Genomic DNA, 26,819 nt, shown 5'->3' on the forward strand with positions numbered 1-26,819 from the left:
GTTAGCTGGCGCGGTTCTTCTCTTCGCGCATCTTGTGCCAGCGCTCGTACATCCCGTTGAGCTCTTCGAGCATGAACGACAGGAAGTCCCGCATCTCGGCGAGCCGGTCGCCGGCGGGTGACCCCTCACCCAGCGCGTCGATGCCGTTCTCGGCCGCGTCGCGCCACATGATGATCATGCGGTCGCGCTTGAGGAACGTGGCGTACCAGAGGTCGTCGAAGAGGCGGTAGTGGTCGCGGCGCTCGCCGGGCTCGCGTTCCTTGGCGACCAGGCCGATCTGCTCCAGGAAGCGCACGGCACCGGAGACGGCCGCGGGGCTGACCGACAGCTGCGAGGCCAGGTCGGCCGCGGTCAGGCGGCCCGCGTCGGTGGTCATCAGGGCCGCGAACACCCGCGCGGACATGCGTTGCATCCCGATCTGCGAGAGCACCAGGGCCAGGCTTTCGACGTACCGGCGGACGGCGTCTTCATCTCGCTTCGTGTCAGGCGTCGTCATCCGGCCATCCTCTCGCACCACCCAGTCAAGATCACTCAGTCTAGACATTTTCTTAACTTCACAACTTCGTGAAATCAGTGTAGCTTCCGAAGCATGGAAAATGCCATCGCGATCTCCGGCTTGCACAAGTCGTTCGGCCGGACGAAGGCCCTGGACGGCCTCGATCTGCAGGTACCTACTGGGGAAGTACACGGATTCCTGGGCCCGAACGGCGCCGGGAAGTCGACCACCGTCCGGGTCCTGCTCGGCCTGCTGCACGCGGATTCGGGGGACGTCCGGCTGCTCGGCGGCGACCCCTGGAAGGACGCGGCGAGCCTGCACCGCCGCCTGGCCTACGTGCCCGGTGACGTCAACCTCTGGCCCAACCTCTCCGGCGGCGAGGTGATCGACCTGCTCGGCCGGCTGCGCGGCGGCCTCGACGAGAAGCGGCGCGCCGACCTGCTCGAGCGGTTCGACCTCGACCCGAAGAAGAAGGGGCGGACGTACTCGAAGGGCAACCGGCAGAAGGTCGCCATCGTCGCGGCGCTGGCGTCCCGGGTGGACCTGCTGATCCTCGACGAGCCGACGTCCGGGCTCGACCCGCTGATGGAGGCGACGTTCCAGTACGCCATCCAGGAGGAGCGCGAGCAGGGCCGCACGGTGCTGCTCTCCAGCCACATCCTCGCCGAGGTCGAGGCGCTCTGCGACAAGGTGAGCATCATCCGCAACGGCCGGACGGTCGAGTCGGGCACGCTAGCCGAGCTGCGCCACCTGACGCGGACGTCGATCACCGCCGAGCTCGCCGGACCGCCCAACGGCCTGGCGACGCTGGCGAACGTCCACGACCTCAAGGTCGACGGCAACCGCGTCCGGTTCGACGTCGAGACGCGCTCGCTCGACGAGGCGCTGCGTCAGCTGACCCAGGTCGGCGTGCGGAGCCTGGTCAGCCAGCCGCCGACGCTGGAAGAGCTGTTCCTGCGGCACTACACGACCGAGGCGAGCGCGAAGTGACCGCGACCCTCTCCCGCGAAACCGAGGTTGCGCCGGCGCACGAACTGGCCGGCACCTGGCACCTGACGCGGCTCGCGCTGCGCCGCGACCGCGTGACCCTGCCGATCTGGATCGTGCTGCTCAGCGTCATCCCGGCGAGCACCGTCAAGACGTTCGCGCAGTTCTACCCGACCGACGCCGACCGCCTCGCGCTGCAGGCGGGCGCGACCGCGAACCCGTCGTACGCGCTGCTCTACGGGCCGCCGTTCGACCTGACCAGCGCCGGCGGGTTCATCGCCTGGCGCATGTGCGGGTTCCTGGCGCTGCTGATCGGGCTGATGGCGGTCTTCACCGTCACCCGGCACACGCGTGCCGAGGAGGACACCGGGCGCGCCGAGCTGCTCGCGTCCGCGGTCGTCGGCCGGTACGCGGCGCTGACCGCCGGAGTGCTGGTGGCCGGCGCGGCGAGCGTGCTGATCGGGCTGATCCAGGTCGGCTCGATGATCGGCGCGGGCCTGCCCGCGGCCGGCTCGCTCGCCTTCGGCGCGTCGATCGCGTTGGCCGGGCTGGTGTTCACCGCCGTCGCCGCGGTCGCCGTCCAGCTCGCCGAGTACTCCCGCACGGCCAACGGGATCGGCACGGCCGTCGTCGGCGCCGCGTTCCTGCTGCGCGGCGCGGGTGACTCCACTGTGGACGCTCGCTGGCTGTCGTGGCTGTCGCCGATCGGCTGGGTGCAGCAGATCCGCGCGTTCGCCGGCGAACGCTGGTGGGTGCTGCTGCTGCCGGTGGTGTTGGCCTTGGTGATCGGCGCGGCCGCGTACTGGCTGCTCCCCCGCCGCGACGTCGGCGTCGGTTTCCTGCCGCCGCGGCCGGGCCCGGCGCGGGCGGCCGCGAGCCTGCGGTCCCCGCTCGCGCTGGCCTGGCGGCTGCACCGCGGCCCGCTGCTCGGCTGGACGATCGGGATGGCCGTCGTCGGCGCGGTGTTCGGCTCGATCGCCAGCGGCATCGGCGGTCTCGTCGGCTCGAGCCCGCAGGCGCAGCAGATCATGGAACGGCTCGGCGGCGCGCACGGCCTCACGCAGGCGTTCCTCGCCACGATGGCCGGTATGTTCGCGATGGTCGCGTCGCTCTACGGCATCCAGGCCGTGCTGCGGATGCGCGGCGAGGAGACGGCGATCCGGCTCGAACCGGTGCTGGCGACCAGCGTCGGCAAGCTGCGCTGGGCGGGCGGGCACCTGGTGTTCGCGTTCCTCGGCACGGCGTTGCTGCTGCTGACCGGCGGCCTGTTCCTGGGCCTGGCCAACGGGTTGCGCACCCACGACGTCGGCGGCTCGGTCGGTGACGTGCTGAGCGGGATGCTGGTCCAGCTGCCCGCGACGTGGGTGGTGATCGCGCTGGCGGTGACGCTCTTCGGCCTGCGGCCGGCCTACTCGGCCGCGGCCTGGGGCGTCGGGGCGCTGGCGCTGCTGATCAGCCTGCTCGGCCCGATCGTCAACGCACCGCAGGGCGTGCTGGACGTCTCGCCGTTCCAGCACCCGCCGAAGCTCCCGAGCCAGCCGTTCGTGGCGACGCCGCTGGTCTGGCTCCTGGTGGTCACGGCGGTGGCGCTGGGCGCGGGGCTGATCGGCTGGCGCCGCCGCGACGTCGGTTAGCGCTCAGTCCTGGCTGGTGGTGGCGACCAGCGAGGTCGACGTCGGGGTCGGGGTGGTCGTCGACGGCGTCGGCGAGACCGTGACCTGCACGAGGGTGGTCGACGTCGTCGGCGGCACGGTTTCGACGGCCGTGACCGTGGCCGCGGGCGGGGCGGGGGCCGTGACCGTGACGGGCTGGATCGGCGCGGACGACGTCGGCGCCGGCTGGGTGGACTCGACGGGAGGCGGGGTCGGACGGCCCGCGACGAGCAGTGCGGCCACCAGCAATCCGGTGGCGAAGCCCGCCAGCCCGATCACCACGGCGGAGCCCCAGCTGGGTCGGGTGGACATCCGGGCACCCCCTCGCCACGCGCAGCGCAGATACGAGGAAACTCGCGTCGATCTTAACTCTCGTTACACACCTCCGGCGGCTGCCGAACCGGTGACCCGGCCCGGCAACTGCCGGTCACGGCGTCTTGAGCCCGTCGACGACCACGCGGACCAGGTGCCCGCTGCCCGGCGCGTACCGCTCGACGGCCAGGCAGCCGACCATCAGCGCCCGCAGGTCGTCGCCGTCGATGTCGGTGCGGACGGCGCCGACGGCCTGCGCGCGTTCGAGCAGCACGCTGAAGGCGCCGCGGAAGTCGTCACCCGCGTCGGCCTTGAAGCCGATGCCGCCGGCCTCGGTGAGGGCGTCGCAGATGGCGCGGTTGAGCGAAGCCTGCTTGATGACGCGGACGAAGTAGCCGAAGAAGACTTCGCCGGGGTCGGCCGCGTCGGCGAGACCGCGGGCCTCTTCGGTGAACTGGGTGATGCGCTCGAGGACGACGGCCTGGAACAGCGCTTCCTTGCTGGGGAAGTGCCGGTAGACGGTGCCGGCCCCGACGCCGGCCAGCCGCGCGATGTCGTCGAGCGGCACGGCCAGCCCGTCGGCGGCGAACGCCTCTTCGGCGGCAGCCAGGACCTTCGCCCGGTTGCGCCGCGCGTCCGCCCGCAGGCCGGTCTTCTCCATCGAGTTTCCTCCTCGTTGACAACCGGAACGATGGCTCCGTATTGTCGTAAGCGGGTGCACCGTTCCGATTCAACGCACATCTTCTCAGGAGAATTCCGATGCCACGCACCGTGTCCGAGATAGCCGACCTCGTCCGCACCGGGATGACCGCGCTGGACGCCTCCGGGTTCGCTTCGCTGTTCGCCGAAGACGCGGTCTACGAGAAGCCGTTCCTGGGGCAGCGCACCGAAGGCCGCTCCGCCATCACCGCCGAACTCGCCGCCGCCGGCACACGAGGCCGCGCGCTCGGCGTGGTGAAGACCGAGGTCGAGGTGACCTTGACGGAGACGGGCTTCGTGCTCGAACTGGTCGCCGTCGGCGAGACGTTCGCGTTCCCGTCGTCGGTGGGGATCGTGACGGTCACCGACGGGTCGATCACCTCGTACCGCGACTACCCGAACGTCTCGGGCGCGTCCGCCGCCGCGCGCGAGGTGTTCGACCGGTTCCTGACGGCGTCGGTGGAGAACCGCTGGGACGACCTCGCCGACCTGTACGCCGAGGACGTGGTGATCGAGATGCCCTTCACCCCGGCCGGCGTGCCCCGGCTGACTAAGGGCCGCGAGGAACTCCGTCGCCGCTTTCGCGCCGCGGGCGGCGTCCGGCGGCTGGTCAAGGCGGAGAACGTCGTCGTGCACGAGACGGCGGACCCGGCGGTGCTGGTGGCGGAGTTCGACCTGCACGGGGAGATGGCGGGCGAGGCGTTCGCCTCGACGTACGTGATGGTCATGACGATCGCCGACGGCCGGATCACGCACTCCCGCGACTACAGCGACACGGCCGCGGCGGCGGAGCGGATCCGCCGGTTCACGGCGTCGTCGCCTGCTGGCTCGACGGCGGGATGAACAGGCGCTGGAACGTGCTCACCGAGTAGTCCCAGACCCCCGGCACCAGCAGGACCGCCAGCACCGCGAACACCGGGAAGATGAGCCGCTTCTCCACCTTCTTGCCGGTGCGGAAGCGCAACGCCCGCGGCGGCCGGATCTCGTACCAGGTCTCGCCCGCGATGGGCACCGGGAACAGGAACGGGCAGCCGGCTTCGGTCAGCGCGTCACCGAGACAGTGCGTCAAGCAGCCCGCCGCGACCGCGACGCCGAGCCAGCCCGTGATCGAGGCCAGCTCGCCCGCGCGGTCCGGTGGGGCGGTGAAGAACCACCACGCGACCGCCGCGCCGCTCACCGGCAGCAGCCAGTCGCCCAGCGCGCCTTCCGCCAGCATCAAGCCGAAGACCACCACGCCGACCACGGCCCACGGGCCGCCCGTTTCGGTGCCCCAGAACGTCAACGCGCCCAGGCCGGCCGCGAACAGGACCGTGTGGGAGAGGTGGCGGTGCTTGCCCGTGACGTTCTCGTCGCGGGGGCCCTTCGTCAGGGCGTAGATGCCCGCCGAGACGCGGCGCAGCAGCCAGGACAGGGCGCCGGTCAGCCAGCCGAGGAGACGAGACGCGCTCGCGCCGGGGTGGTCCAGGTCAGGCAGCAGGGCGAAGCCCGCTGTCGTCGCGGCGAAGACCACCGCTTGGTGCACCGAGCCCGCGCCGACCGCGGGTGCGATGGCCAGGCCCGCGCACCACCCGGTCAGGGCATGTGTGCGCCCCATCATCGTGCCGCCCCCAGGATCCACGAACCAGAATCAGACCGCAGGACCGTAGCGGGGGATCAGGCTTGCGGGTCCTCCGACACGCTCAGGTGTTCGGCCACGCCGGTGAGCTCGATCACCCGGCTGACGGCCGGGCTCGGGACGACCGCGAGCTGGACGTCCTGCTCGCCGGCCTGGCGTTGGGCGCGCAGCACCACGTTCAGCGCGGAAGAGTCGAAGAAGGTCACCCCGGTCAGATCGGCGACGACCCGCTGCGCGCGCTTGTCCGCGATCAGGCCGGCCAAGGCCTCCTGCAGCTGCGGGCTGGTGAGCAGATCGAGCTCACCCGTGACCACCACCCGGGGCTCCGTCGCTTCGGTGTCCAGCGTGATGCCGAACCCGGGCGGGGTGGCGTTCTGGTCGGCTGCGGGCATGCAGTTTCTCCTCGTCAGGCGCTGCTCCTGCGCCGGGTACGCGCCTGTTGTCTCAAGCGGCAACCGTGTCACCGTGCCTTTCACAGCCCGGGCAGGACCCCGCGCCGGACACGGTCAAGGCAACTCCGGGACCAACCCTAACCCAGCAGGCGACCGAGCCCGCCACGGCCGCCGCCCTTTCGCGTGGAGTGGTCACGTGCGATCGGATCCTGCCTGCTCACGGTGCTGTTCAGTGCGCACTGACGGCCTTGCGCTCGGCCCGGCGCTGCCGGAGGAACAGCTGCCGCCGTTCGATCTCGCCGAGGCCGCCCCAGATGCCGTAGGGCTCCTGCACGGTCAGCGCGTGCGCGCGGCACTGGGCGAGCACCGGGCAGGCCTGGCAGATGGCCTTCGCCCGCGTCTCGCGCCGCTCGCGCGCCGAACCCCGCTCGTTGTCGGTGTGGAAGAAGAGACTGCTGTCCGCACCCCGGCACGAGCCGCGCAGTTGCCATTCCCACTCTTCAGCAACCACAGTGGGCAGCCGGCTCACGTCAGCCATCTCGTTCCTGCCTTTCCCCGGATCAGCACGTCGACCGCTATGTGCCCGCCGGTGCAGCGGATCAAACGCGGGTTTGGTTTGCTCACACCACGGGCATCTCGCTGACCGGGCGTCGAGGGACACCACAAGTCACCCAGCGCGAGTGCGGAGAAAGGAACAAACGTGGAGGACAACGCCCCGCTCGTGCCGGGAGGCGCGCAGGTCATCGAGGTGCGGACGGCCGCGATCCCGCACGTGGTGCCGACGTTGCGCACCATCGTGGCCGACATCGCGATGCGTCAGGACTTCGACCTCGACGCCGTCGAGGACCTCCGGATGGCGGTGGACGAGGCGTGCTCGCTGCTGCTGCCCGCCGCCTCGGACGGCAAGCTCACCTGTGTCTTCTCGTGGAGCGGGCCGCGCATCGAGGTTTCGGTGTCCGTTCTGTCGGACTCGCCCGACCACGGGGACGACACCGGCCTCTCCTGGCAGCTGCTGACCGCGCTCGCGACGTCGGCCGAGCGGACCGTGACCCCCGAGGACGGGCGCTACCTGTCCCGGGTCGACCTCGTCCGGGAGAGCCAGGCGGCCGGCTCGTGACCGATGCCGCCGGGAGCAGCGGGACGGGCCTCGACGTCAGCGCGCTGTTCACCCACCTCGCCGCTCTGCCGGCGGACTCCCCGGAACGGGAGCGCATCCGCGACACCCTGGTCCGCAACCACCTCGAACTGGCGCGCAACCTGGCGCGGAAGTTCCGCAACCGCGACGAGGCGATGGAGGACCTGGTCCAGATCGCCACGGTCGGGCTGATCCACGCCGTCGACCGGTTCGACCCGACGCAGGGCACGGACTTCCTGGCGTTCGCGGTGCCCACCATCTCCGGCGAGCTGCGCCACCACTTCCGCGACAACAGCTGGTCGGTGCGGGTGCCGCGGCGGCTGAAAGAGCTGAACGCGAACATCTCCGGCGCCCGCGAAGAGCTCACTGTGCAGCTCTCGCGCGCACCGCGCCCGAGTGAGATCGCCGCGCGGCTCGGCGTGCCCATCGAAGACGTCTACGAGGGCCTTCGCGCCGGTCAGGGCCGCTACGGCGCGTCGCTCGACCACCTGCTGGAGAACGCCGCGCACACGCGATTCGGGGCGCCGGACGCCGAGCTCGGCCAGGCCGAGCTGCGGGAGGCGCTGCGCCCGATGCTGGACAGCCTGCCGGACCGGGAGCGCAAGATCGTGGCGCTGCGGTTCGGCTCCGGGATGAGCCAGTCGGACATCGCGCGCCGCGTCGGGGTCTCCCAGATGCAGGTGTCGCGGTTGCTGGCTGCGACACTGAAGAAGCTGCGTTCGGGCCTGGACGAATCCGAGCTGGCCGACGGCACCTGATTAGCTGCGCAAAGCCGTGGGTACTTCGCGGACAGTACCGAAAAGCACAGGGAGGGGGACCCCGATGACGACGTCGAAGATGCCGCAGCGCATCGCCGCGGCCGCACCGCTGACGGTGCTTCTCCCGTCGGACGTCACCGCCCCGGCGCTGGCCCGCCGCGAGGTCCGCGCGGCCATGGCCGCCTTCGGCCTGGACGAGGCGCAGCTGGAGGACGTCCTGCTGGCGACCTCGGAGCTGGTCACGAACGCCTTCGAGCACGGCGAACGCCCGCAGCGCTTCCAGATGGAGTACGCCGACGGCCACCTGACGCTGCGGGTGTACGACACCGGCCGGATGCTGCCCGAGCTGCGGGCGCCGTCCCCGGCCGAGGCACGCAGCCGCGGGCTCGTGCTGGTCCAGGCGCTGTCCGAGGACTGGGGTTTCGAGCGCTGCCCCGGCGGCAAGTACGTCTGGGCGATCTTCCGCGTCTCGGACCCGGCCTAGTCACAGCAGTTCGCGGGCGGCTGCCGTCTCCCCGATCCGCTCGCGGAACGGCTTGCGGTCCAGCGCCTCGACGATCGCGTCCAGCAGAGCGCGCAGCGAGTGCGGCAGCTCGGCCTCGAGCGCGTCCCACGCCTCGTTCGTCGCCGTCCACTCGGCCTCCACCAGGGGCAGCACGTCACGCGCCCGGTCCGTGAGCGAGATGATCCGTTGCCGCGCGTCGGCGCCGGGTTCGAGCGTCACCAGGCCGGCCCGGCTCATCTGGGCGACCGTCTGACTGGCGGCCGAGTGCGTCACGCGCAGCTCCGCGGCCAGGTCCCGGATGGCCAGCGGTCCCTTCGCCAGCAGCGCGCGCACGACCGGTGAGTACCGCGGCCGGTAGCCGTCGAGGCCGATGTCGCCGAGGAACTTCGCGACGTCGCCGTCGAGCAGTTCGAGGACGTGCCGCAACCGGGTCCCCAGCCCGTCCGGACCCGAAGTCATGGCCATGACGGCCGATCATAGGTGTGCTTGGATCGCGGCATGGAGAACCGGAAGATCACCCGCCTCGGCCGTGAGGTCTCGGTCGTCGGGCTCGGCTGCTGGCAGCTCGGCGCGGACTGGGGCGAGGTCGACGAGAACGACGCCCTCGCCGTGCTGCACGCGGCGGCCGACGCGGGCGTCACCTTCTTCGACACCGCGGACGTCTACGGCGACGGCCGCAGCGAACGGCTGGTCGGCCGGTTCCGCGCCGACCACCCCGATGTCTTCGTGGCGACCAAGATGGGCCGCCGGGTCGACCAGGTGCCCGAGAACTACGTCGCCGCGCACTTCCGCGAGTGGAACGACCGGTCGCGTCGTAACCTCGGCATGGACACGCTCGACCTGGTCCAGCTGCACTGCCCGCCGACGCCGGTGTACTCCACGGACGCCGTCTACGACGCCCTGGACGCGATGGTCGAGGAAGGCCGGATCAAGGCGTACGGCGTGAGCGTCGAGACCTGCGACGAGGCGTTGGCGGCGCTGGCGCGGCCGAACGTCGCGTCGGTGCAGATCATCCTCAACTGCCTGCGGCTCAAGCCGCTGGAGCGGGTGCTGCCGGCGGCGGCGGACGCGGGCGCCGGGATCATCGCGCGGGTGCCGCTGGCGTCGGGCCTGCTGTCCGGGCGCTACACGGCGAGCACCACCTTCGCCGCCGACGACCACCGGAACTTCAACCGGGGCGGCGACGCGTTCGACGTCGGCGAGACGTTCTCCGGCGTGCCGTACGAGGTCGGCCTGGAGGCCGTCGAGCGACTGCGCGGGCTGGTTCCCGAGGGGCAGGCCCTCGCGCAGTTCGCGCTGCGCTGGATCCTCGACCAGCCGGGCCTGAGCACGGTGATCCCGGGCGCCCGCAACGCTTCGCAGGTGGCGGCGAACACCGCGGCGGCCGCGCTCCCGCCGCTGCCGGAGGAGGCGGCGGCCGGCGTCCGCGCGACGTACGAGGAGCTGATCCGCCCGCTGGTGCACGATCGCTGGTAGGCCCGGCATGATGGGCCGATGATGACGCCCGAAGAGCTCCTGACGACCACCAGGACGGTCCGCAAGCGGCTGGACTTCGACCGGCCGGTGCCGATCGACCTGGTGAAGCACTGCATCCAGGTGGCGCTGCAGGCGCCGAGCGGTTCGAACACCCAGCGCTGGCAGTGGCTGGTCGTCACCGACGACGCCCAGCGCGCGGCGCTGGGCGCGATCTACGGCCGGGCGTGCCACGAGTACCTGGAGTCGGGCAACGCGGCGGGCAAGCTGTTCGCGGACGACCCGACGCGGGCCCCGGTGCAGCAGCGGATCGGGTCGAGCGTGGAGTTCCTGGCCGACCGGATGGGTGACGTCCCGGTCCTGGTGATCCCGTGCCTGGAGACGCCGTCGGACGAGCTCCCGGCGGGCAACCAGGCGGGCCTGTGGGCGTCGCTGCTGCCGGCGGTGTGGAGCTTCATGCTGGCGGCGCGCTCGGTGACCCTGGGCACGGCGTGGACGACGCTGCACCTGAAGTACGAGCAGGAAGCGGCGGAGGTCCTGGGACTGCCGAAGAACGTCCACCAGGCGGCGATGATCCCGACGGCGTTCTACACGGGCGAGACGTTCAGGCCGGCATCACGCCAGCCCCTGGACGACGTGCTGCACATCGACCGCTGGTGACATGGGCCGGAGTCCGGGACCGGCCGGCCGAACTGTCGGCCGGCCGACCCGGACTTCAGCCTTCCTGTGGACCGTGGGCGGACACGGCGCCGGGCCGTACTACGGCTTGTACCGGCTGAGCGCGCCGGAATGCCCCGGCGAAGACGGCTGGCGGCCCGGGTTCCTCTCGACGCCGTTCCCGTTCACGGAGGCGTGGAACCGCGCCGAGCACCACCCGACCGACAACGAGATCCCCGACGACCTGTACTTCGACCAGCGGTGGATCACCGGCTCACTGAAAGTGGCCCACTTCGGGTGCGGCGCCTACTTCCGGCTGGTGGTCACCGGCCCGGAACGCGGGCGGCTGTGGTTCGACGACCGCGCGTCGGACGGAGGCGTTTCCCCGTGCGGCACGGGCTTTCGGGAGTGGTACCTGAAGTGGCTCGACGGCCGCGAGCCATGAAGGCCTCCTTGCCGGAGCGAAGGGGGGACGTCGGCAAGGAGGCTTCACGGCCTTTCGGCGGCCAGGTGGCTCTAGCGCACCGTCAGCGTCAGCCTCTGGATGCCCCACGCGTCGGCCTGGGAGCCCGGTAGCCAGACGTCGACGATGTCGTCCTTGATCCAGCTGCCGATGTCCGCGGCGTAGCACTCGCCGTAGCCCGGGACCGAGAACCTGGTGCCCCACGGGATGTTCCGGGCGTCGACCGCGCAGAAGCCCGGGCCCGCGCTGTAGCCCAGCGCCGTCTGGGCGACGTCGTTGTACGACGTGACGCGGTAGCTCAGCGTCGTGCCGGCCGGGATGCGGTAGGCCGCGAGGTGGTTGCCCGTGTCGAGGCGGTACGCCGTGGAGATCTGGCCGAGCGAGCCGGGTGAGTTGTCCTCCGCCGTCATCGCGTAGAGCTGGTAGTTCGCGTTCTGGCACGGGCTCGCGTCGGTCACCGTCAGGGTCGGCTGGCCCCAGTCGGAAATCCACTGCAGCGCCTGGCCGTTGCGGAACGCGCGGTACGCCTTCGCGCCGCTGACGCGGGCGAACGTGAACGTCACCTTGCCGTCCGCGCCGAGGCCGCCGCTGACGGAACCCGGTGCGGGCAAGCGGTTCGACACGTTCACCGCGCCGACGAGCGTGCCCGGGCCGTGGCCGCCGGTGACCGGGCGGTCCGGGATCGTACCGGTGTAGAAGTGCTGGCACGCGGGCAAAGCCGCGGCGGACGCCGGGGCCGCGGGAGCCACGAGGAGGCTGCCGGCGGCGAAGGCCGTCAAGGCGATGATCCTGGCGAAGCGCATGACGGGGGAACCTCCATGGCGGGGACCGGAGCGGAGGTGAAACAGGTGGGAGGTGCGGGTTCGCCGCGCACCAGACGTTAAGTGGCCTGGACCACACAGTCAATAGGTCTAGACCTTTAAGTAACCAAAGCGACTAGAGGTAGCTGACCAGCTTCTCGGCGATGGCGGCCGGGTGGCTCAGCGGCGCGCAGTGCGGGCCGTCGGCTTCGTCCGGTTCGACGCCCAGCCGCGAGCGGGCCACGCGTCGCTGGAAGTCCGGCGTGAAGAACCGGTCGTCGCGGAAGAGCAGCGCGCGGGTCGGGACGTCCGGGTGGGCCGGCAGCGGCCACGGCTCGTCCCACTCCTTGCTCACCTGATCGCGCCCGTGCGCCTGGCACTCGTCGGCCAGCGACGGATCGACGCCGTTGAAGAACTGCTCGGCCTCGCTCAGCCCGGTCGGCGCCGCGAACCCCGTGTTCCCCCACCACTGCCCGGGCTGCTCCCCCGGCGCCGGGATCATCCCGGCCAGGTACACCAGCACCCGCGCGCGGACCTTCGCCGCGACCAGCGGCGCGGTGAACCCGCCGTAGGAATGCCCGACGACGGCGACGTCCGTGCGGTCGCCCAGCGCGGCCAGCACCGTCTCGGTGAACTCCGCGAGCCCGGCCGCCGGGTCGGTGATCGGCAGGTCCGGGGTGACCGCGTCGTGGCCGCGGGCCGCAAGCTCGGGCACCAGCCGGTGGAAGTCCCAGCCGCTGCCACCGCCGCCGTGGATCAACGCGAACGTCGTCATGGCGGTCAGCTCAGCAGCGGCGCAGCATGTCCGTCAAGGCGGTCTTCTCGCCATCGGTCACGGTCAGCCCGTAGTAGTGCTTCACGACGATCCAGTCGGTCGCGTAGGTGCACCAGAACGCCACGAGCGGCGGCTTCCACTGGTCGGGCGCCTTGTCGCTCTTCTGCTGGTTGAGGTTGTCGGTGACGGCGAACAGCTGCGGCCGCGTCAGGTCGTTGGCGAACTGGCCGCGCTTCTCGGTCGTCCACGCCTTCGCGCCGCTCGCCCAGGCCTGGCCGAGCGGGACCATGTGGTCGATGTCGAGGTCGGTCGGCTTGGTCCACGTCTCGCTGTCGTAGACGCTCGTCCAGGTCCCGGACGTCGCCCGGCACTCCTTGTCCGTCTTGACGTCCTTGCCGTCGCGCTTCAGCACGACTTCCCGCGTGTCACAGCTCGACCCCTGGCTCGCCCAGTGCGGGAACTTCTCACGGGAGTAGCCGTCCATGGACGTCCGCGCCGCGACGGTCAGCTCGCCGAGCTGCTTCTGCGCGTCCGCGGCGTTGACCGGGACGGGCCCGGAGGGGGCAGCGGAAGATGTCGACGGACCCGCCGGGGTCGCCCCCGCGCCTCTCGTCGCCCAGTAGCCGAAGAGGGCGATCGCGAGGATCGCGACTACCAGCAGGGTTCGCTGCGTCACGCTGAGCCGAAAGCCGCGGGCCGCCAAGATTTTCTCCTCTCACCCAGGGGTGCGCGCGGCGTAGTCTTCCTGCTGTCGACGTGGGAAAACCGCGTCGACACGACCGCCTGGCGCGAATGTGATCTCGCCCACCCCTAGCTGAGATGTCACATCGGGCCCATGAACTGCGACTACCGGAGCAAGGACCAGCCGGAGGGAGCAGGCCGATGCCCGGTCGGCTAAAGAAGTGGAACTCGAGCTTCGACGACTACGTGCAGCGCAAGGCCGCCGAAGGCGGCAACGTCGTCGCCATGGCCCGGATGGGTGCGGCGATGCGCGAGCGCGGGGAGCTCATCGAGGCCGAGTCGTGGTACCGCAGGGCCGCCATGGGCGGTGACCGCACGTCGATGACGGCGCTGGCGCACCTGCTCAACGAGCGCGGCCTCCTGGAGGAGGCCGAGCGCTGGTGGCACGAGGCGGCGCTGGCCGGCGACCCGCACGGGATGCTGAACCTCGCCCGCTCCTACGAACGGCGGGGCAAGCGCGACGACGCCCAGCACTGGTTCGGCGCGGCCGCGCGCACCGGCGACCTGTCCTCGATGGCCGCGCTGGGGCACCTCCTGCGTGAACAGGGCAAGACCGAAGAGGCCGAGTCGTGGCTGCGGCAGGCCTCCGACGCGGGCTACACCGGCGCGATGATCGACCTGGGCATCCTGCTGCGCGACCGCGGCCAGGCGGCGGAGGCCGCCCGGTGGTGGCGCGCGGCCGTGCTGGCCGGCGACCTCGGGGGCGCGTGCCAGCTGGGCCGGCAGGCCGAGCGGCTGGGCCGGCCCAGCGACGCCGAGACGTGGTACCGGCAGGGCGCGACCGGCGGCAACGTCGAGGCGATCGTCCGGCTCGGGCTGCTGCTGCACCGCCGCGGCGACCTCGAAGAGGCCGAGAACTGGTACCTCGACGCCGCCGAGCGCGGCGACCCGGCGGCGATGACGAACCTCGGCGTCCTGGCCCGCAACCGCGGCGACGAGGGTGAGGCCGCCGCTTGGTACCGCAAGGCCGCCGAGCACGGCAGCGTCCCGGCCCTGACCAACCTCGGGCACCTCGCCGAGCACCGCGAAGACCTCTCGGAAGCCGAGCAGTGGTTCCGCCGCGCGGCCGAAACGGGAGACGTCCAGGGCATGCTCAGCCTGGCCCGGATGCTCCGGTCACGAGGGGCCGCCCATGAGGCCGAACTGTGGCTGGCCCGGGCGGAGCACGCCCAGGGCGACCACGAGCACCAACACTGATGCCGGCCTACTCCTCAGCCCACGCGACGCCCGCGGGACGCGCACCACCCGAGGCAAGGAAAGCGAACGCCGCGCTCCGGACGTCCTCGTCCGGCAGCTCGGCGTCATCGGGGAACTCGAACTCGCCGGTGGCGAGGTAGTAAATGACCTCGCCCCACTCCGGCAACGAAAATTCCCCACCCGAGCTGCAAAACGCCTGATCGGCATCCGCGTAGCGGAGGATCCCGCGGTCACCGTGGAGTCCCACCATCAGGTTGGGCTTCGTCTTGTCGCCGTCCACCCACAGCTGGACGATCTGCGGCCCCTCCAGCGCCGCGACCGCATCCAGCGCCGCGGCCAGTTCGGCAGCGGTCGCCACCACGGCCGGGCGGTCCGTGTGCCCGGCGTAGTACGCCTCGAGTATCACTTGGATCTCCCCGTATAACGCTTGAAGAATCTCTTACCGTCCCCCGATTCGCCGTAGACGCTCAGGCTGAACCCATTCGGCAAGATGTTCTCCAGCTCTTCGTCACAGCCACCCTTACCGGGGCACGGAACGTGATTCAGGGTAACCGTGACATCACGAAGCCCGGTCTTCGCCATCCGGACCGCAAGCTTGGCCTCGACGTGTGATGCGATCGCGTACGGCGGCAAGCCGATCTTGCGGAAATACGCCTGCACCTCGGCGAAACTCGGCTCGTCGGGATCTTCTTCGTCGGTCTTTCGCTTGCCGCTGATCAGTAACCTGGACTGTTCCCCGGAACCGGCGGCGGACCAGAGTCCGTGGGTCTTGTCCCCTTTGCCGACCCGCACAGGCGGCGGCAACTCGGCGCGGGACGCCGTGACCGTCGCCGGCTCGACGGGCGGTTTCGCCGGAATGGGTGCGACGACCGGCGGTCCGGCCAGATCCACACGATATGCGGCCAGATTTCGCGAAACCGTGTCGAGCCGAGCGGACAGGGCGGAAATGCCTCGACGGGCTTCGACAACGAATGCCTGGGCTTGTTCCACCGACAGCGCCTTTGTTCCCTGCGTCACCTTCGCGAGATCCGTCGCAGCCTCGTCAAGGCCGGCACCGGCCTTCGCCATCGCCGCGATCGCGCGTTCGACCCTTTCCACGACCACGTCGAGTTCGGCTGCGAATTTCTCGACGTCGGACACCCGGCCTCCCCGCCTCGGTCCTTCGAGGTTGGCACGCATACCTGCTGGCAGGGGAGGGCATGCACCCGGGCGGAGCAGGCTCGAAACGACCACGAGCACCAGCACGGACCACGAATCACCCGAGTAGATCTATTGTGTGATCCAACTCACACCTCTAGCCTGGGGAAGCTCCCACCACCGAGCAGCTCCCGAGGAAGTGCCGCGATGCCGTGGTCACCGAATCACCCCGACTCCGTCGACGCGCTGTTCGCGCGCCGCGAGGCGCCGGTCCTCGCGCTGGCCGACGACGCGCGCAAGGTCGCGCTGGCGTGTCACGGCATGGCCCGGCGCTTCCACCGCGGCGGCAAGCTCGTCGTCTTCGGGAACGGCGGCCCGAGCACCGACGCCCAGCACGTGGCCGTGGAGTTCGTGCACCCGGTGATCGTCGGGAAGCGCGCGCTGCCCGCCCTCTCGCTGACCGCCGACGTCGCGACGGTCACCGGCGTCGCCAGCCGCGCGGGGCTCGACGACGTCTTCGCCCACCAGCTGCGGATCCTCGGCGAGCCGGCCGACATCGCGCTGGGCATCTCCACCGACGGCGAGTGCGGCAACGTCCGGCGCGCCCTCGAGACGGCCCGTGACCTCGGCATGCTCACCGTCGCCCTGACCGGTGGTAACGGCGGCGCGATTGCCGCGACTACTGGGCTGGACCACGTCTTCACCGCTCACTCGGACGACCCTCGCGTCGTCAAGGAGGTACACGTGACGACCTACCACGTTCTGTGGGAGCTCGTGCACGTCTTCTTCGAACAACCGGGCGTGCTCACCGCGGAGGTGGCGTCATGAGCGCCAGTGACGCCGACAGAGCGGCTACCCCCGTCTGCCACGACGGGGTGTGCATCACCTGCTCGGACACCGCGGTCGAGGTGACCGTAGTCGAACTCCTGGACCTCGGGTTCGCAGTTGTGGAAACCGGCTCCGGCCGGGAAGAGGTGAGCGTGGCGCTGGTCTCGGCCGGTGTCGGCGACCGAATCCTGGTGCACGCCGGAGAAGCCATCGCTCGCCTGGAGAATTCCTAGCCGAGGAGTTGACGCGCCATGTCGCGGGAACACACCCCCGTGGGCGCGGACGGTCTCGAAGCGCTGTACCCGTTCCTCTACGCGGGTGCCGGTGATGTCGACGCCGTCCTCGATCAGGTCGAAAAGTCCACTGTGGACAAGGTGCACGAGATCGTCGCGCTGCGCGCCCGGGTGCTGGCGGCCGATCGCGAGCGGCTGTTCGCCTGCGTGCAGGACGTCGCCCGCGCGTTCGCGGGCGGCGGCCGGCTGCTCGCGTTCGGCAACGGTGGCAGCTCGACCGACGCGCAGGACCTCGCCAGCCTGTTCCTGAGCCCGGCGGGTGCGGCGAAACCGTTGCCCGCCTTCGGGTTGACGAACGACATCGCGGTGGTGACCGCCCTCTCCAACGACATCGGGTTCGACGTCGTGTTCGCCCGCCAGCTGGCCGCGTTCGGCCGGGCCGGCGACATCGCGGTGGGCCTGTCCACCAGCGGGAACTCCGCGAACCTGTTGCGCGCCTTCGACGAGGCCGCCCGGCGCGGCATGGTGACGGTCGGCATCGCCGGCTACGACGGCGGGAAGATGGCCGAGCTGGACAGCATCGACCACCTCTTCGTCGTCCCGTCGCCATCCGTGCACCGCATCCAGGAAGCCCAGACGACCCTTTACCACGCGCTGTGGGAACTGACCCTCGGCGCGCTCGACGACTTCGGGGTTGATCAGCCGTGACGCATGCCCAGCAAGAAGAGAAGCCCATCCACATCCTCTGGATCAACGCCGGCCTGTCGTGCGACGGCGACTCCGTCGCGCTGACCGCCGCGACGCAACCGAGCATCGAGGAAATCGTCCTCGGCGCGTTGCCCGGCCTGCCGAAGATCGCGGTCCACTGGCCGTTGATCGACTTCGAATGCGGCCCCGAGACGGGGGCCGACACGTTCATCGAGTGGTTCCACAAGGCCGACCGCGGTGAGCTGGACCCGTTCGTTCTGGTCGTCGAGGGGTCGATCCCGAACGAAGCGATCAAGGAAGAGGGCTACTGGTGCGGCTTCGGGAACAACCCCGAGACCGGCCAGCCGATGACGACCAGCGAGTGGCTGGACCGGCTGACGCCCAAGGCGCTGGCGGTGCTGGCCGTCGGCACCTGCGCCACCTACGGCGGCATCCACGCGATGGAGGGCAATCCGACCGGCGCCATGGGCGTGCCCGACTACCTGGGCTGGGACTGGAAGTCCGGCGCCGGCATCCCGATCGTCTGCGTGCCCGGCTGCCCGACCCACCCGGACAACCTGTCCGAGACCATCGTCTACCTGCTGTACCAGGCCGCCGGCCAGGCGCCGATGATCCCGCTCGACGACCACCTGCGGCCGCAGTGGCTCTTCGGCGCGACCGTGCACGAGGGCTGTGACCGCGGCGGCTACTACGAGCAGGGCGAGTTCGCCGACGAGTACGGCTCCCCGAAGTGCCTGGTCAAGCTGGGTTGCTGGGGCCCGGTCGTGAAGTGCAACGTGCCCAAGCGCGGCTGGATCAACGGCGTCGGCGGCTGCCCGAACGTCGGCGGCATCTGCATCGGCTGCACCATGCCCGGCTTCCCGGACAAGTTCATGCCGTTCATGGACGAGCCCCCGGGCGCGCACGTGTCGTCGCTGGCCAGCGGCGCGTACGGCTCGGTGATCCGGCGGCTGCGGAAGATCACCGAACGCAAGATCGACAACGAGCCCAAGTGGCGGCACAAGGGAAAGAAGCTCGACACCGGCTACAAGTCGTCTTGGCGCTGAAAGGGATCGGCAGATGACGGACAAGGGCATCAGCACCAAGGGCCGGACCGACCTCGTCGAGATGGCGTGGGACCCGATCACCCGGATCGTCGGCAGCCTCGGGATCTACACGAAGATCGACTGGGCGGCCAAGCGCGTCGTCGAGTGCCACAGCACGTCGTCGGTCTTCCGCGGCTACAGCATCTTCATGAAGGGCAAGGACCCGCGCGACGCGCACTTCATCACCAGCCGGATCTGCGGGATCTGCGGCGACAACCACGCGACGTGCTCGGTCTACGCGCAGAACATGGCCTACGGCGTCCGCCCGCCGCACCTGGGCGAGTGGATCCTCAACCTCGGCGAGGCCGCCGAGTACATGTTCGACCACAACATCTTCCAGGAGAACCTGGTCGGGGTCGACTACTGCGAGAAGATGGTCGCCGAGACCAACCCCGGCGTCCTGGAGCAGGCCAACCGCACCGAAGCGCCGCACGCGCGTGACCACGGCTTCAAGACCATCGGCGACATCATGCGCTCGCTGAACCCGCTGGAGGGCGAGTTCTACCGCGAGGCGTTGCAGGTCTCCCGGAGCACGCGCGAGATGTTCTGCCTGATGGAGGGCAGGCACGTCCACCCGTCGACGCTGTACCCGGGCGGCGTCGGCACGGTCGCCACCGTGCAGCTGTTCACCGACTACCTGACCCGGCTGATGCGCTACGTCGAGTTCATGAAGCGCTGCCTGCCGATGCACGACGACCTGTTCGACTTCTTCTACGAAGCCATCCCCGGCTACGAAGAGGTCGGCCGGCGCCGCGTCCTGCTCGGCTGCTGGGGCAGCCTGAACAACCCGGAGTACTGCGACTTCAGCTACGAGAACATGGAGTCCTGGGGCCGGAAGATGTACGTGACGCCCGGGATCGTCGTCGACGGCAAGCTCGTCACCACCAGCCTGCTCGACATCAACCTCGGCATCCGGATCCTGCTCGGCAGCTCGTTCTACGAGGACTGGGCCGACCAGCCGATGTTCGTCACGCAGGACCCGCTCGGCAACCCCGTCGACCAGCGCCACCCGTGGAACCAGCACACCATCCCGCGCCCGGCCAAGCGCGACTTCGACAGCAAGTACTCGTGGACGATGTCGCCGCGCTGGTTCGACGGCAAGGACCACCTCGCCCTCGACACCGGCGGCGGCCCGATCGCACGCCTGTGGGTGACGGCGCTCGCCGGGCTCGTCGACACGCCGTACGTCAAGTCGACCGGGCACAGCGTGACGATCGACCTGCCGCGCACGGCGACCAAGCCCGCGGTCAGCTTCGAGTGGAAGATCCCGCAGTGGAGCAACGCGCTCGAGCGCAACCGCGCGCGGACGTACTTCCAGGCGTACTCGGCCGCGATGGCCCTGCACTTCGCCGAGCAGGCCCTCGGTGAGGTCCGCAAGGGCAACACGAAGACGTGGGAGCCGTTCAAGGTCCCGGACGAGGGTGTGAGCTGCGGCTTCACCGAGGCGGTGCGCGGCGTGCTGTCGCACCACATGGTGATCAAGGGCGGCAAGATCGCGAACTACCACCCGTACCCGCCGACGCCGTGGAACGGCAGCGTCCGCGACAGCTTCGGCACGCCGGGGCCGTACGAGGACGCCGTGCAGAACACGCCGATCTTCGAGGAGAACACGCAGGAGAACTTCAAGGGCATCGACATCATGCGCGCGGTCCGCAGCTTCGACCCGTGCCTGCCCTGCGGCGTCCACATGTACACCGGCAAGGGCAAGGTCGTCGAGCGGCTGCACACCCCGCACGCGTTCGGCGGGGAGATCGCCTGATGACCGACGTCGGCCAGGTCGGGGAGCGGATCGAGCGGCTGCTGGGCGAGTTCTCCGGCCCGGACGCCGAGGTCGCCGAGGACCTCGTCCACACGCTGCTCGAATTCTACGGCGCGGGGCTGGAACGGATCGTGGAGATCGTCGACCGTCCGCTGCTGGACCGGCTGGCCGAGGACGAGCACGTCCGGGGCCTGCTCGTCCTGCACGACCTGCACCCGAAGTCCACGCACGAGCGCGTCGCCGAGGCGCTCGACAAGGTCCGGCCCTACCTGGGCTCGCACGCCGGCGACGTCGAGCTGGTCGGGATCGACGCCGACGGCGTGCTCAGCCTGCAGCTGCAGGGCACGTGCGACGGCTGCCCGTCGTCGACCGTCACCGCGAAGTACGCCATCGAGAAGGTGGTGCGGGAGGCGGCGCCGGAGATCTCCGACGTCCACGTCGCCGGCGTCGTGCCCGAGCAGACCGGCCCTGGCGGACGTCCGCTGCTGCCGCTGGAAGCGCTCGAGTGCCCGGTCCCCGCGGAGCCGGTGTGACGGGCGGACTGCGCAGGTTCCGCAACCCCGTCCAGCGGACGGCGCCCGGCGAGCGGTGCGAGCTGTGCGCCGAGCCGATCGGCGCGGAGCACGGGCACGTCATCGACCTGGAGTCCCGGGCGATCATGTGCTCTTGCCGGGGCTGCTACCTGCTCTTCACCCACCGCGGCGCGGGCGGGAAGCGGCACCGCGCGGTGCCGCAGCGGTTCCGGCACGCGCCGCGGTTCTCCCCCGGCGCCGCGTTGTGGGAGACGGCGGGGATCCCGGTGAAGACGGCGTTCCTGTTCCGCAACTCGGTGCAGGACCGGACGGTCGCGTTCTACCCGAGCCCGGCGGGGGCGACCGAGTCGCTCCTGCCGCTCGGCACCTGGGACGAGCTGCTGGCCGATACCCCGGCGTTCGCCGACGTCGCCGAGGACGTCGAAGCGTTGCTGCTGAACCAGCTCGACCTGGGTTTCGAGTGTTTCCTGGTGCCGATCGACGTCTGTTACGAGCTGGTCGGCATCGTGCGGACGACGTGGCGCGGCTTCGACGGCGGCACCGAGGCGCACGAGGCCATCGACGGTTTCTTCGCGAGTCTGCGGGAACGCAGTGAGGTCGTGGCGGATGGCTGAGCTGACTTTCGACTGCGTCGACGTCCAGCCGCTGAAGTACGCGGCGTCGCCGACACTGGCGTTCAAGCTGCGGATCAGCGAGCTGTCCGGGCAGCCGATCCACGCGATGGTGCTGCGCGTCCAGATCCGCATCGAGCCGCAGCGGCGCCGTTACGCCGACGACGAGTCCGAGCTGCTCACCCACCTCTTCGGCGACCGCTCCCGGTGGGGCGAGACGCTGAAGCCGTTCCAGTTCACGACGGTGTCGGTGGCGGTGCCCGGCTTCACCGGCGCCACCGAGATCGACGCCGAGGTCCCGTGCACCTACGACCTGGAAGTGGCGGCCGGCAAGTACTTCCACGCGCTGACCGAGGGCGTCGTGCCGATGGTGCTGCTGTTCAGCGGCACGGTGTTCGGCAAGGGCGGGCCCGGGTTCTGGGTGGAGCAGGTGCCGTGGCACGCCCAGGCCGAGTACCGGATGCCGGTGAAGGTGTGGGACGAGCTGGTCGAGCGCTACTTCCCGAACGTCGCGTGGATCAAGCTGCCCAAGGAGACGGTGGACGCGCTGCTCAAGTACAAGGCGCGGCACGCCATCCCGACCTGGGAAGCGGCGATGGAACGACTGCTGGCCGGTGAGCCGTGAACGTCCTCGAACAGGCCCGCGCGGTCGGTGACGCCGTCCTCTACGAGGGCTACCTGCTCTACCCGTACCGCGCGTCGGCCGGGAAGAACAAGGTGCGCTGGCAGTGGGGTGTGCTGATGCCGCCGTCGTACGCCTCGGCCGACATCGGCGAGCACGCGTCGGCGCGCGTCGAGTGCCTGCTGGAGCCGCTGGCGCACACGATCCTGCACGTCAAGCTGCGGTTCCTGCAGGCGCGGACGCGGGTCGACCCCGACAGCACGTGGGACGAGGCCGTCGAGCAGGAGATCGACTTCGAGCTGCCGCTTTCGGAGCTCCCGGTCGAGACGGCGTTCCAGGTGCCCGGCGACGTGCCGGGCTCGAACGAGCTGTCCGGCACCCTCACCGCCCGGGCCGACCCGCTCGACGGGCCGTTCGGCGGCACCCGGCTGCACGTCGAGCTGCGCAACACGACGTCGTGGCCCTCCGACGGCGTCCGCGAGCACGCTCTCCGGCACGCGCTGCTCGCCGCCCACCTCGTGCTCGGCGTCGACACCGGGCACTTCCTGTCGATGCTGGACCCGCCGGAGTGGGCGAAACCCGCCGTCGAAGCCTGCCGGCAAGAACGGCTCTGGCCGGTGCTGATCGGCGACACCTCGCGCAGCACGGTGGTGCTCGCGTCGCCGATCATCCTCTACGACGACCCGGCGATCGCGCCGGAAAGCCCGGGTGACCTCTTCGACGGCACCGAGATCGACGAGATCCTCACGCTGCGCACGATGACCCTGACCGACGAGGAGAAACGCCAGGCCCGGGCCACCGACCCGCGCGCGGCGGCGATCGTCGACCGGGTCGACGCGATGCCGCCGGAGCTGCTCGAACGGCTGCACGGCGCGGTCCGGTCCGTGCGGCCGGCCACCAGGGAGCCCGAGCCCGAGACGGTGACCGTCGCGGGCGTCGACGTCACCGCCGGGTCGAAGGTGCGGCTGCGGCCGAACCTGCGCGGGACCGACGCCCAGGACATGTTCCTCGCCGGGCTGACCGCCACGGTCCGGAACGTGCTGTCCGATGTGGACGGTGTGCGGTACGTCGCCGTCACCCTCGACGACGACCCGGCCGCCGACCTGCAGACCACGCACGGCCGGTTCCGGTACTTCTCCCCCGACGAGATCGAGCCATTGGAGGTCGCGGAATGAGGCCACGAGTGCTGGTGGCGGGCATCGGCAACATCTTCCTGAGCGACGACGGCTTCGGCGTCGAGGTGATCAAAGAGCTGGAAGGCACCGAACTGCCGGAGTGGGTGCAGATCGCCGACTACGGCATCGCGGGTTTGCACCTGGCCTACGACCTGCTGGGCGGCTACGACACGACCATCCTGCTCGACGCCACCCCGCACGGGAAGCCGCCCGGCACGCTCTCGCTCATCGAAGCCGACGTCGACGACCTGGCGGCGTCGGCCTCGATAGACGCGCACGGCATGCAGCCCGAGGCGGTGTTCCGGCTGCTGCGGCTGCTCGGCGGGGACGCCGGGCGGGTGCTGATCGTCGGCTGCGAACCCGCGTGCCTCGAAGAGGGCATCGGGCTGTCGCCCGAAGTAACAGGGGCTATTCCGGCCGCGGTCCGCGCCGTCACCGAACTCGCCTGGGGCACCAGCCCGGCTCTGCCTGCCAAAACGCCGCCCGCCAAGGAGACCACGGAGGTCTGACGCATGAAACGTCTGTTGTTGCTGCTCGTGCTGATCGGCGGGGCGGCCTTCGTCGTCAAGCTGGTCGAGCCCGACGTCCGGCGGTACCTCGAGATGAGCCGGATGTAAGGCCGTGTGCCTCGGGATTCCGGGCGAAATCATCGAGATCAGCGAGGATCGACCGGACCTCGCGAAAGTCTCGGTCAGCGGCGTCAAGCGGCTCATCAACATCGGCCTGCTCGACGACGACCCGCCGAAGCCGGGCGACTGGATCCTCATCCACGTCGGCTTCGCACTGTCCAAAATAGACGAAGCGGAGGCCGCGGCCGCGCTGGACTTCCTCGAAAGCATCGGCAAGGCGTACGAGGACGAAATGGCCGCGTTGCTGGAATCGCAGATCGAATAGGAGACGTCATGCGTTTCGTCGACGAGTTCCGCGACGCGGAGAAGGCGCGGGCGCTGTCCGCGAAGATCACGTCGCTGTGCGAGCCGGGCCGCCAGTACAAGTTCATGGAGGTCTGCGGCGGGCACACGCACACCATCTACAAGCACGGCCTGGAGGACTACCTGCCCGAGAGCGTCACGCTGGTGCACGGGCCCGGCTGTCCGGTGTGCGTGATCCCGATGGGGCGCGTCGACGACGCCATCCACATCGCGCGGCAGCCCGGCGTGCTCATGACGTCGTTCGGCGACATGATGCGCGTGCCCGGGTCCGGCGGGAACTTCTTCGACTCGAACGCCGAGGGCACCAACATCCGGATGGTGTACTCGCCGCTGGACTCGCTGAAGATCGCCCGGCAGAACCCGGACCTGCGCGTCGTGTTCATGGCCATCGGCTTCGAGACGACCACGCCGTCCACCGCGATGACGCTGCTGCGCGCGGCGGCCGAGGGCATCGAGAACTTCTCGGTCTTCGCCAACCACGTCACGATCATCCCGGCGATCAAGGCCATCCTCGACTCCCCCGACCTGCGGCTCGACGGCTTCATCGGCCCCGGCCACGTCTCGACGGTGATCGGCTGCCGGCCGTACGAGTTCATCGCGCGCGACTACGGCAAGCCCGTGGTCGTCGCCGGCTTCGAGCCGCTCGACATCCTGCAGTCGATCTACATGCTGATGGTGCAGCTGTCCGAGAAGCGCTCGGAAGTCGAGAACCAGTACTCGCGCGTCGTGCCGTGGAACGGGAACATGGTCGCGCTGAAGGCGATCAACGAGGTCATGGAGCTGCGGCCGTACTTCGAGTGGCGCGGCCTCGGGTTCATCTCGCACTCGGCGATGGCCGTCCGCGAGAAGTACGCGTCCTTCGACGCCGAGCGGATCTTCGAGATCCCCGGCCTGCGCGTCGCCGACCCGAAGGCGTGCCAGTGCGGCGAGGTGCTCAAGGGCGTGCTGAAACCGTGGGAGTGCAAGGTGTTCGGCACCGCGTGCACGCCGGAGACGCCGATCGGGACGTGCATGGTCTCGCCCGAAGGCGCCTGCGCGGCGTACTACAACTTCGGGCGGTTCAGCCGCACGCGCGTCCGGGAGGCGAGCCGGCATGAGCACGTCTGAGCGGCGCTCGACGATCCCGGTGCCGATGACGACGTCCGACCGCGAGCAGCAGGTGCTCGACCGGATCGACCGCGCCCGCCGCCGGCGCGCGAAGGTCCGTGAGGAGCGCATCACGCTGTCGCACGGCGCGGGCGGCAAGGCGACGCAGACGCTGATCGAGGCCGTCTTCCTCGACGCGTTCCGCAACCCGCTGCTGGAGCCACTGGAAGACGCGGCGACGTTGACGATCGGCGACGCCCGCCTCGCCCTGACGACGGACTCGTACGTCGTCTCGCCGCTGTTCTTCCCCGGCGGCAACATCGGTGACCTGGCGATCAACGGCACGGTAAACGACCTGGCCGTCTCCGGCGCGCGGCCGCTGTACCTGACCGCGGGGTTCATCCTCGAAGAGGGTTTCCCGGTCGAGGACCTGCTGAAGATCGTCGAGTCGATGAAGGCGGCGGCCGCCGCGGCCGACGTCCAGATCGTCACCGGTGACACCAAAGTCGTCCAACGCGGGAAGGCCGACGGCGTTTACATCAACACAGCGGGGGTCGGCGTGCTCACGCGCACCGGCCTCGGGGTGGCCACCGTGAGGCCCGGAGACGCCGTCCTCGTCTCCGGGCCGATCGGCGACCACGGCGTCACGATCATGCTGGCCCGCGGCGAGCTCGACATCGACGCCGACCTGGAGTCCGACACCGCGCCGGTGCACGACCTGGTCGCCGGCCTGCTGGCCGCGGTGCCGGGCGTGCGCGCGATGCGGGACGCGACCCGCGGCGGCGTCGCGACGATCCTCAACGAGATCGCCAAGGCGGCCGACGTGGCGGTGGTCGTCGACGAGAAGGCCGTCCCGGTCCGGACCGAGGTGCGCGGCGCGTCCGAGCTGCTCGGCATCGACCCGCTGTACGTCGCGTGCGAAGGCCGGATCGTGGTCGTCGTCGACGGCGCGCAGGCGTCGGACGCGCTGGCCGCGTTGCGCGCCCACCCGCTGGGCGCGGACGCGGCGATCATCGGGCGCGTCGCCGACGACCCGCCGGGCCTGGTGCTGCTGAACACCGCGTTCGGCGGCACCCGGATCGTGGACCTGCTGGTCGGGGACCCGCTGCCGAGGATCTGCTGAATGCACGAGATGTCGATCACGCAGTCGGTCGTCGACGCGATCGTCGCCAAGCTGGGCGACGCGACGGTGACCGGCGTGCGGCTGGAGATCGGGCGGCTGTCCGGCGTGGTGCCGGACAGCGTCCGCTTCTGCTTCGACGTCCTGTGCAGCGGGACGTCGCTCGACGGCGCCCGGCTGGAGATCGACGAGCCGTCCGGGCGGGCGCGCTGCCGCGACTGCGGCGCCGAGTTCACCCTGGACGACTTCATCCTGCTCTGCCCGTGCACCAGCGCGAACGTCGAAGTGCTGGCCGGGCGCGAACTGCGCATCACATCGGTAGAGGTGGTCTGA

Annotated in this window: 37 protein-coding genes; 25 read left to right on the forward strand and 12 right to left on the reverse strand. The window is 70.3% G+C overall.

Going from position 1 to position 26,819, the window contains the following annotated elements; all coding sequences use genetic code 11:
- Window position 1 precedes the first annotated feature (1 nt).
- Window positions 2–496, reverse strand: coding sequence for a GbsR/MarR family transcriptional regulator (locus OG570_RS09465; RefSeq protein ID WP_326945704.1), 495 nt, complete (start codon window positions 494–496; stop codon window positions 2–4).
- Window positions 497–589: 93 nt separating this feature from the next.
- Between OG570_RS09465 and OG570_RS09470 the strand changes: the two genes are divergently transcribed.
- Both OG570_RS09470 and OG570_RS09475 read left to right on the forward strand, forming a co-directional pair.
- On the forward strand, window positions 590–1,486 hold the full coding sequence (locus OG570_RS09470) for an ABC transporter ATP-binding protein (protein ID WP_326956261.1): 897 nt from the start codon (window positions 590–592) through the stop codon (window positions 1,484–1,486).
- On the forward strand, window positions 1,483–3,117 hold the full coding sequence (locus OG570_RS09475; protein WP_326956262.1) for an ABC transporter permease: 1,635 nt from the start codon (window positions 1,483–1,485) through the stop codon (window positions 3,115–3,117). Before OG570_RS09470 ends, OG570_RS09475 begins: the two co-directional genes overlap by 4 nt.
- A 3-nt stretch (window positions 3,118–3,120) precedes the next feature.
- Here the strand turns inward: OG570_RS09475 and OG570_RS09480 are convergent, their stop codons facing one another.
- On the reverse strand, window positions 3,121–3,447 hold the full coding sequence (locus OG570_RS09480; protein ID WP_326956263.1) for a hypothetical protein: 327 nt from the start codon (window positions 3,445–3,447) through the stop codon (window positions 3,121–3,123).
- A 115-nt stretch (window positions 3,448–3,562) separates the two neighbouring features.
- Window positions 3,563–4,108, reverse strand: coding sequence for a TetR/AcrR family transcriptional regulator (locus OG570_RS09485; RefSeq protein ID WP_326945700.1), 546 nt, complete (start codon window positions 4,106–4,108; stop codon window positions 3,563–3,565).
- Window positions 4,109–4,206: 98 nt separating this feature from the next.
- Here OG570_RS09485 and OG570_RS09490 point away from each other — a divergent pair, with 98 nt between their 5' ends.
- On the forward strand, window positions 4,207–4,989 hold the full coding sequence (locus OG570_RS09490) for a nuclear transport factor 2 family protein (protein WP_326956264.1): 783 nt from the start codon (window positions 4,207–4,209) through the stop codon (window positions 4,987–4,989).
- Here OG570_RS09490 and OG570_RS09495 read toward each other — a convergent pair.
- The 3 genes from OG570_RS09495 to OG570_RS09505 form a co-directional block, all read right to left on the reverse strand.
- Window positions 4,952–5,740 carry a metal-dependent hydrolase gene (locus OG570_RS09495; RefSeq protein ID WP_326959947.1) on the reverse strand — a complete coding sequence of 263 codons (789 nt, stop codon included), beginning with the start codon at window positions 5,738–5,740 and terminating at the stop codon, window positions 4,952–4,954. The genes OG570_RS09490 and OG570_RS09495 overlap by 38 nt on opposite strands.
- 59 nt (window positions 5,741–5,799) lie before the next feature.
- On the reverse strand, window positions 5,800–6,153 hold the full coding sequence (locus OG570_RS09500; RefSeq protein WP_247060053.1) for an STAS domain-containing protein: 354 nt from the start codon (window positions 6,151–6,153) through the stop codon (window positions 5,800–5,802).
- A gap of 229 nt (window positions 6,154–6,382) precedes the next feature.
- Window positions 6,383–6,691, reverse strand: coding sequence for a WhiB family transcriptional regulator (locus OG570_RS09505; RefSeq protein ID WP_247060052.1), 309 nt, complete (start codon window positions 6,689–6,691; stop codon window positions 6,383–6,385).
- A 162-nt stretch (window positions 6,692–6,853) separates the two neighbouring features.
- Here OG570_RS09505 and OG570_RS09510 point away from each other — a divergent pair, with 162 nt between their 5' ends.
- From OG570_RS09510 to OG570_RS09520, 3 genes are all read left to right on the forward strand, one after another.
- Window positions 6,854–7,270: an anti-sigma factor gene (locus OG570_RS09510; protein ID WP_247060051.1), complete on the forward strand. Its 417-nt coding sequence runs from the start codon at window positions 6,854–6,856 to the stop codon at window positions 7,268–7,270.
- On the forward strand, window positions 7,267–8,046 hold the full coding sequence (locus OG570_RS09515; RefSeq protein WP_326945697.1) for a SigB/SigF/SigG family RNA polymerase sigma factor: 780 nt from the start codon (window positions 7,267–7,269) through the stop codon (window positions 8,044–8,046). The genes OG570_RS09510 and OG570_RS09515 overlap by 4 nt, the downstream gene beginning before the upstream one ends.
- Before the next feature lie 64 nt (window positions 8,047–8,110).
- On the forward strand, window positions 8,111–8,530 hold the full coding sequence (locus OG570_RS09520) for an ATP-binding protein (RefSeq protein ID WP_326945696.1): 420 nt from the start codon (window positions 8,111–8,113) through the stop codon (window positions 8,528–8,530).
- On the opposite strand, the gene OG570_RS09525 is transcribed toward OG570_RS09520, so the two are convergent.
- Window positions 8,531–9,016: a MarR family winged helix-turn-helix transcriptional regulator gene (locus OG570_RS09525; protein WP_326956265.1), complete on the reverse strand. Its 486-nt coding sequence runs from the start codon at window positions 9,014–9,016 to the stop codon at window positions 8,531–8,533.
- A 33-nt stretch (window positions 9,017–9,049) separates the two neighbouring features.
- On the opposite strand from OG570_RS09525, the gene OG570_RS09530 reads away from it, so the two are divergent.
- The 3 genes from OG570_RS09530 (at window position 9,050) to OG570_RS09540 (ending at window position 11,126) form a co-directional block, all read left to right on the forward strand.
- Window positions 9,050–10,027 (forward strand): aldo/keto reductase, encoded by a 978-nt coding sequence (locus tag OG570_RS09530; protein ID WP_326956266.1) that lies wholly within the window; start codon window positions 9,050–9,052, stop codon window positions 10,025–10,027.
- Window positions 10,028–10,045: 18 nt separating this feature from the next.
- On the forward strand, window positions 10,046–10,684 hold the full coding sequence (locus OG570_RS09535; protein ID WP_326956267.1) for a nitroreductase family protein: 639 nt from the start codon (window positions 10,046–10,048) through the stop codon (window positions 10,682–10,684).
- 73 nt (window positions 10,685–10,757) lie between these two features.
- Window positions 10,758–11,126, forward strand: a complete 369-nt coding sequence (locus tag OG570_RS09540) for a hypothetical protein (RefSeq protein WP_326956268.1) — start codon at window positions 10,758–10,760, stop codon at window positions 11,124–11,126.
- 71 nt (window positions 11,127–11,197) lie between these two features.
- Here the strand turns inward: OG570_RS09540 and OG570_RS09545 are convergent, their stop codons facing one another.
- From OG570_RS09545 to OG570_RS09555, 3 genes are all read right to left on the reverse strand, one after another.
- A complete protein-coding gene (locus OG570_RS09545) occupies window positions 11,198–11,947 on the reverse strand; it encodes a 3D domain-containing protein (RefSeq protein ID WP_326956269.1) in 750 nt (249 codons plus the stop codon).
- A 133-nt stretch (window positions 11,948–12,080) separates the two neighbouring features.
- The gene (locus tag OG570_RS09550; protein ID WP_326956270.1) at window positions 12,081–12,719 is read right to left on the reverse strand and encodes an alpha/beta fold hydrolase; all 639 of its coding nucleotides are present in this window, start codon (window positions 12,717–12,719) and stop codon (window positions 12,081–12,083) included.
- A gap of 10 nt (window positions 12,720–12,729) precedes the next feature.
- On the reverse strand, window positions 12,730–13,422 hold the full coding sequence (locus tag OG570_RS09555; RefSeq protein ID WP_326956271.1) for an HNH endonuclease family protein: 693 nt from the start codon (window positions 13,420–13,422) through the stop codon (window positions 12,730–12,732).
- Between the two features lie 179 nt (window positions 13,423–13,601).
- On the opposite strand from OG570_RS09555, the gene OG570_RS09560 reads away from it, so the two are divergent.
- Window positions 13,602–14,657 carry an SEL1-like repeat protein gene (locus OG570_RS09560; protein ID WP_247060041.1) on the forward strand — a complete coding sequence of 352 codons (1,056 nt, stop codon included), beginning with the start codon at window positions 13,602–13,604 and terminating at the stop codon, window positions 14,655–14,657.
- Between the two features lie 7 nt (window positions 14,658–14,664).
- Here OG570_RS09560 and OG570_RS09565 read toward each other — a convergent pair whose 3' ends face one another.
- On the reverse strand, window positions 14,665–15,063 hold the full coding sequence (locus OG570_RS09565) for an Imm1 family immunity protein (RefSeq protein WP_326956272.1): 399 nt from the start codon (window positions 15,061–15,063) through the stop codon (window positions 14,665–14,667).
- The gene (locus tag OG570_RS09570; RefSeq protein WP_326956273.1) at window positions 15,060–15,797 is read right to left on the reverse strand and encodes a DddA-like double-stranded DNA deaminase toxin; all 738 of its coding nucleotides are present in this window, start codon (window positions 15,795–15,797) and stop codon (window positions 15,060–15,062) included. Before OG570_RS09570 ends, OG570_RS09565 begins: the two co-directional genes overlap by 4 nt.
- Before the next feature lie 204 nt (window positions 15,798–16,001).
- On the opposite strand from OG570_RS09570, the gene OG570_RS09575 reads away from it, so the two are divergent.
- The 15 genes from OG570_RS09575 to OG570_RS09640 are packed head-to-tail and all read left to right on the forward strand — an operon-like array spanning window position 16,002 to window position 26,819.
- Entirely contained in the window at window positions 16,002–16,622 is a 621-nt protein-coding gene (locus OG570_RS09575) for a D-sedoheptulose-7-phosphate isomerase (RefSeq protein ID WP_326956274.1), read from the forward strand.
- Window positions 16,619–16,855 (forward strand): HypC/HybG/HupF family hydrogenase formation chaperone, encoded by a 237-nt coding sequence (locus OG570_RS09580; RefSeq protein WP_326945687.1) that lies wholly within the window; start codon window positions 16,619–16,621, stop codon window positions 16,853–16,855. Before OG570_RS09575 ends, OG570_RS09580 begins: the two co-directional genes overlap by 4 nt.
- 18 nt (window positions 16,856–16,873) lie before the next feature.
- Entirely contained in the window at window positions 16,874–17,563 is a 690-nt protein-coding gene (locus tag OG570_RS09585; RefSeq protein WP_326956275.1) for a D-sedoheptulose-7-phosphate isomerase, read from the forward strand.
- Entirely contained in the window at window positions 17,560–18,609 is a 1,050-nt protein-coding gene (locus OG570_RS09590; RefSeq protein ID WP_326945685.1) for a hydrogenase expression protein HypE, read from the forward strand. The genes OG570_RS09585 and OG570_RS09590 overlap by 4 nt, the downstream gene beginning before the upstream one ends.
- 13 nt (window positions 18,610–18,622) lie before the next feature.
- Window positions 18,623–20,407 carry a nickel-dependent hydrogenase large subunit gene (locus OG570_RS09595; RefSeq protein WP_326945684.1) on the forward strand — a complete coding sequence of 595 codons (1,785 nt, stop codon included), beginning with the start codon at window positions 18,623–18,625 and terminating at the stop codon, window positions 20,405–20,407.
- Window positions 20,407–20,940, forward strand: a complete 534-nt coding sequence (locus OG570_RS09600) for a NifU family protein (protein WP_326956276.1) — start codon at window positions 20,407–20,409, stop codon at window positions 20,938–20,940. Before OG570_RS09595 ends, OG570_RS09600 begins: the two co-directional genes overlap by 1 nt.
- A complete protein-coding gene (locus OG570_RS09605; protein ID WP_326945682.1) occupies window positions 20,937–21,554 on the forward strand; it encodes a DUF5947 family protein in 618 nt (205 codons plus the stop codon). Before OG570_RS09600 ends, OG570_RS09605 begins: the two co-directional genes overlap by 4 nt.
- Entirely contained in the window at window positions 21,547–22,176 is a 630-nt protein-coding gene (locus OG570_RS09610) for a DUF6084 family protein (RefSeq protein WP_326956277.1), read from the forward strand. The genes OG570_RS09605 and OG570_RS09610 overlap by 8 nt, the downstream gene beginning before the upstream one ends.
- Window positions 22,173–23,348 (forward strand): hypothetical protein, encoded by a 1,176-nt coding sequence (locus OG570_RS09615; protein ID WP_326956278.1) that lies wholly within the window; start codon window positions 22,173–22,175, stop codon window positions 23,346–23,348. The genes OG570_RS09610 and OG570_RS09615 overlap by 4 nt, the downstream gene beginning before the upstream one ends.
- Entirely contained in the window at window positions 23,345–23,857 is a 513-nt protein-coding gene (locus OG570_RS09620) for a hydrogenase maturation protease (RefSeq protein ID WP_326956279.1), read from the forward strand. Before OG570_RS09615 ends, OG570_RS09620 begins: the two co-directional genes overlap by 4 nt.
- A 3-nt stretch (window positions 23,858–23,860) precedes the next feature.
- The gene (locus OG570_RS48255; protein ID WP_410619149.1) at window positions 23,861–23,965 is read left to right on the forward strand and encodes a DUF6893 family small protein; all 105 of its coding nucleotides are present in this window, start codon (window positions 23,861–23,863) and stop codon (window positions 23,963–23,965) included.
- 4 nt (window positions 23,966–23,969) lie between these two features.
- On the forward strand, window positions 23,970–24,242 hold the full coding sequence (locus tag OG570_RS09625) for a HypC/HybG/HupF family hydrogenase formation chaperone (RefSeq protein ID WP_323329030.1): 273 nt from the start codon (window positions 23,970–23,972) through the stop codon (window positions 24,240–24,242).
- A gap of 8 nt (window positions 24,243–24,250) precedes the next feature.
- Window positions 24,251–25,387, forward strand: a complete 1,137-nt coding sequence (gene hypD, locus OG570_RS09630) for a hydrogenase formation protein HypD (RefSeq protein WP_326956280.1) — start codon at window positions 24,251–24,253, stop codon at window positions 25,385–25,387.
- Window positions 25,388–25,412: 25 nt separating this feature from the next.
- Window positions 25,413–26,489, forward strand: a complete 1,077-nt coding sequence (hypE, locus tag OG570_RS09635) for a hydrogenase expression/formation protein HypE (protein WP_326959949.1) — start codon at window positions 25,413–25,415, stop codon at window positions 26,487–26,489.
- Window positions 26,490–26,819 carry a hydrogenase maturation nickel metallochaperone HypA/HybF gene (locus OG570_RS09640; protein WP_326956281.1) on the forward strand — a complete coding sequence of 110 codons (330 nt, stop codon included), beginning with the start codon at window positions 26,490–26,492 and terminating at the stop codon, window positions 26,817–26,819. It abuts the gene before it with no gap.

The sequence above is a fragment of the Amycolatopsis sp. NBC_01286 genome (genome assembly GCF_035982555.1).
Classification (GTDB): domain Bacteria; phylum Actinomycetota; class Actinomycetes; order Mycobacteriales; family Pseudonocardiaceae; genus Amycolatopsis.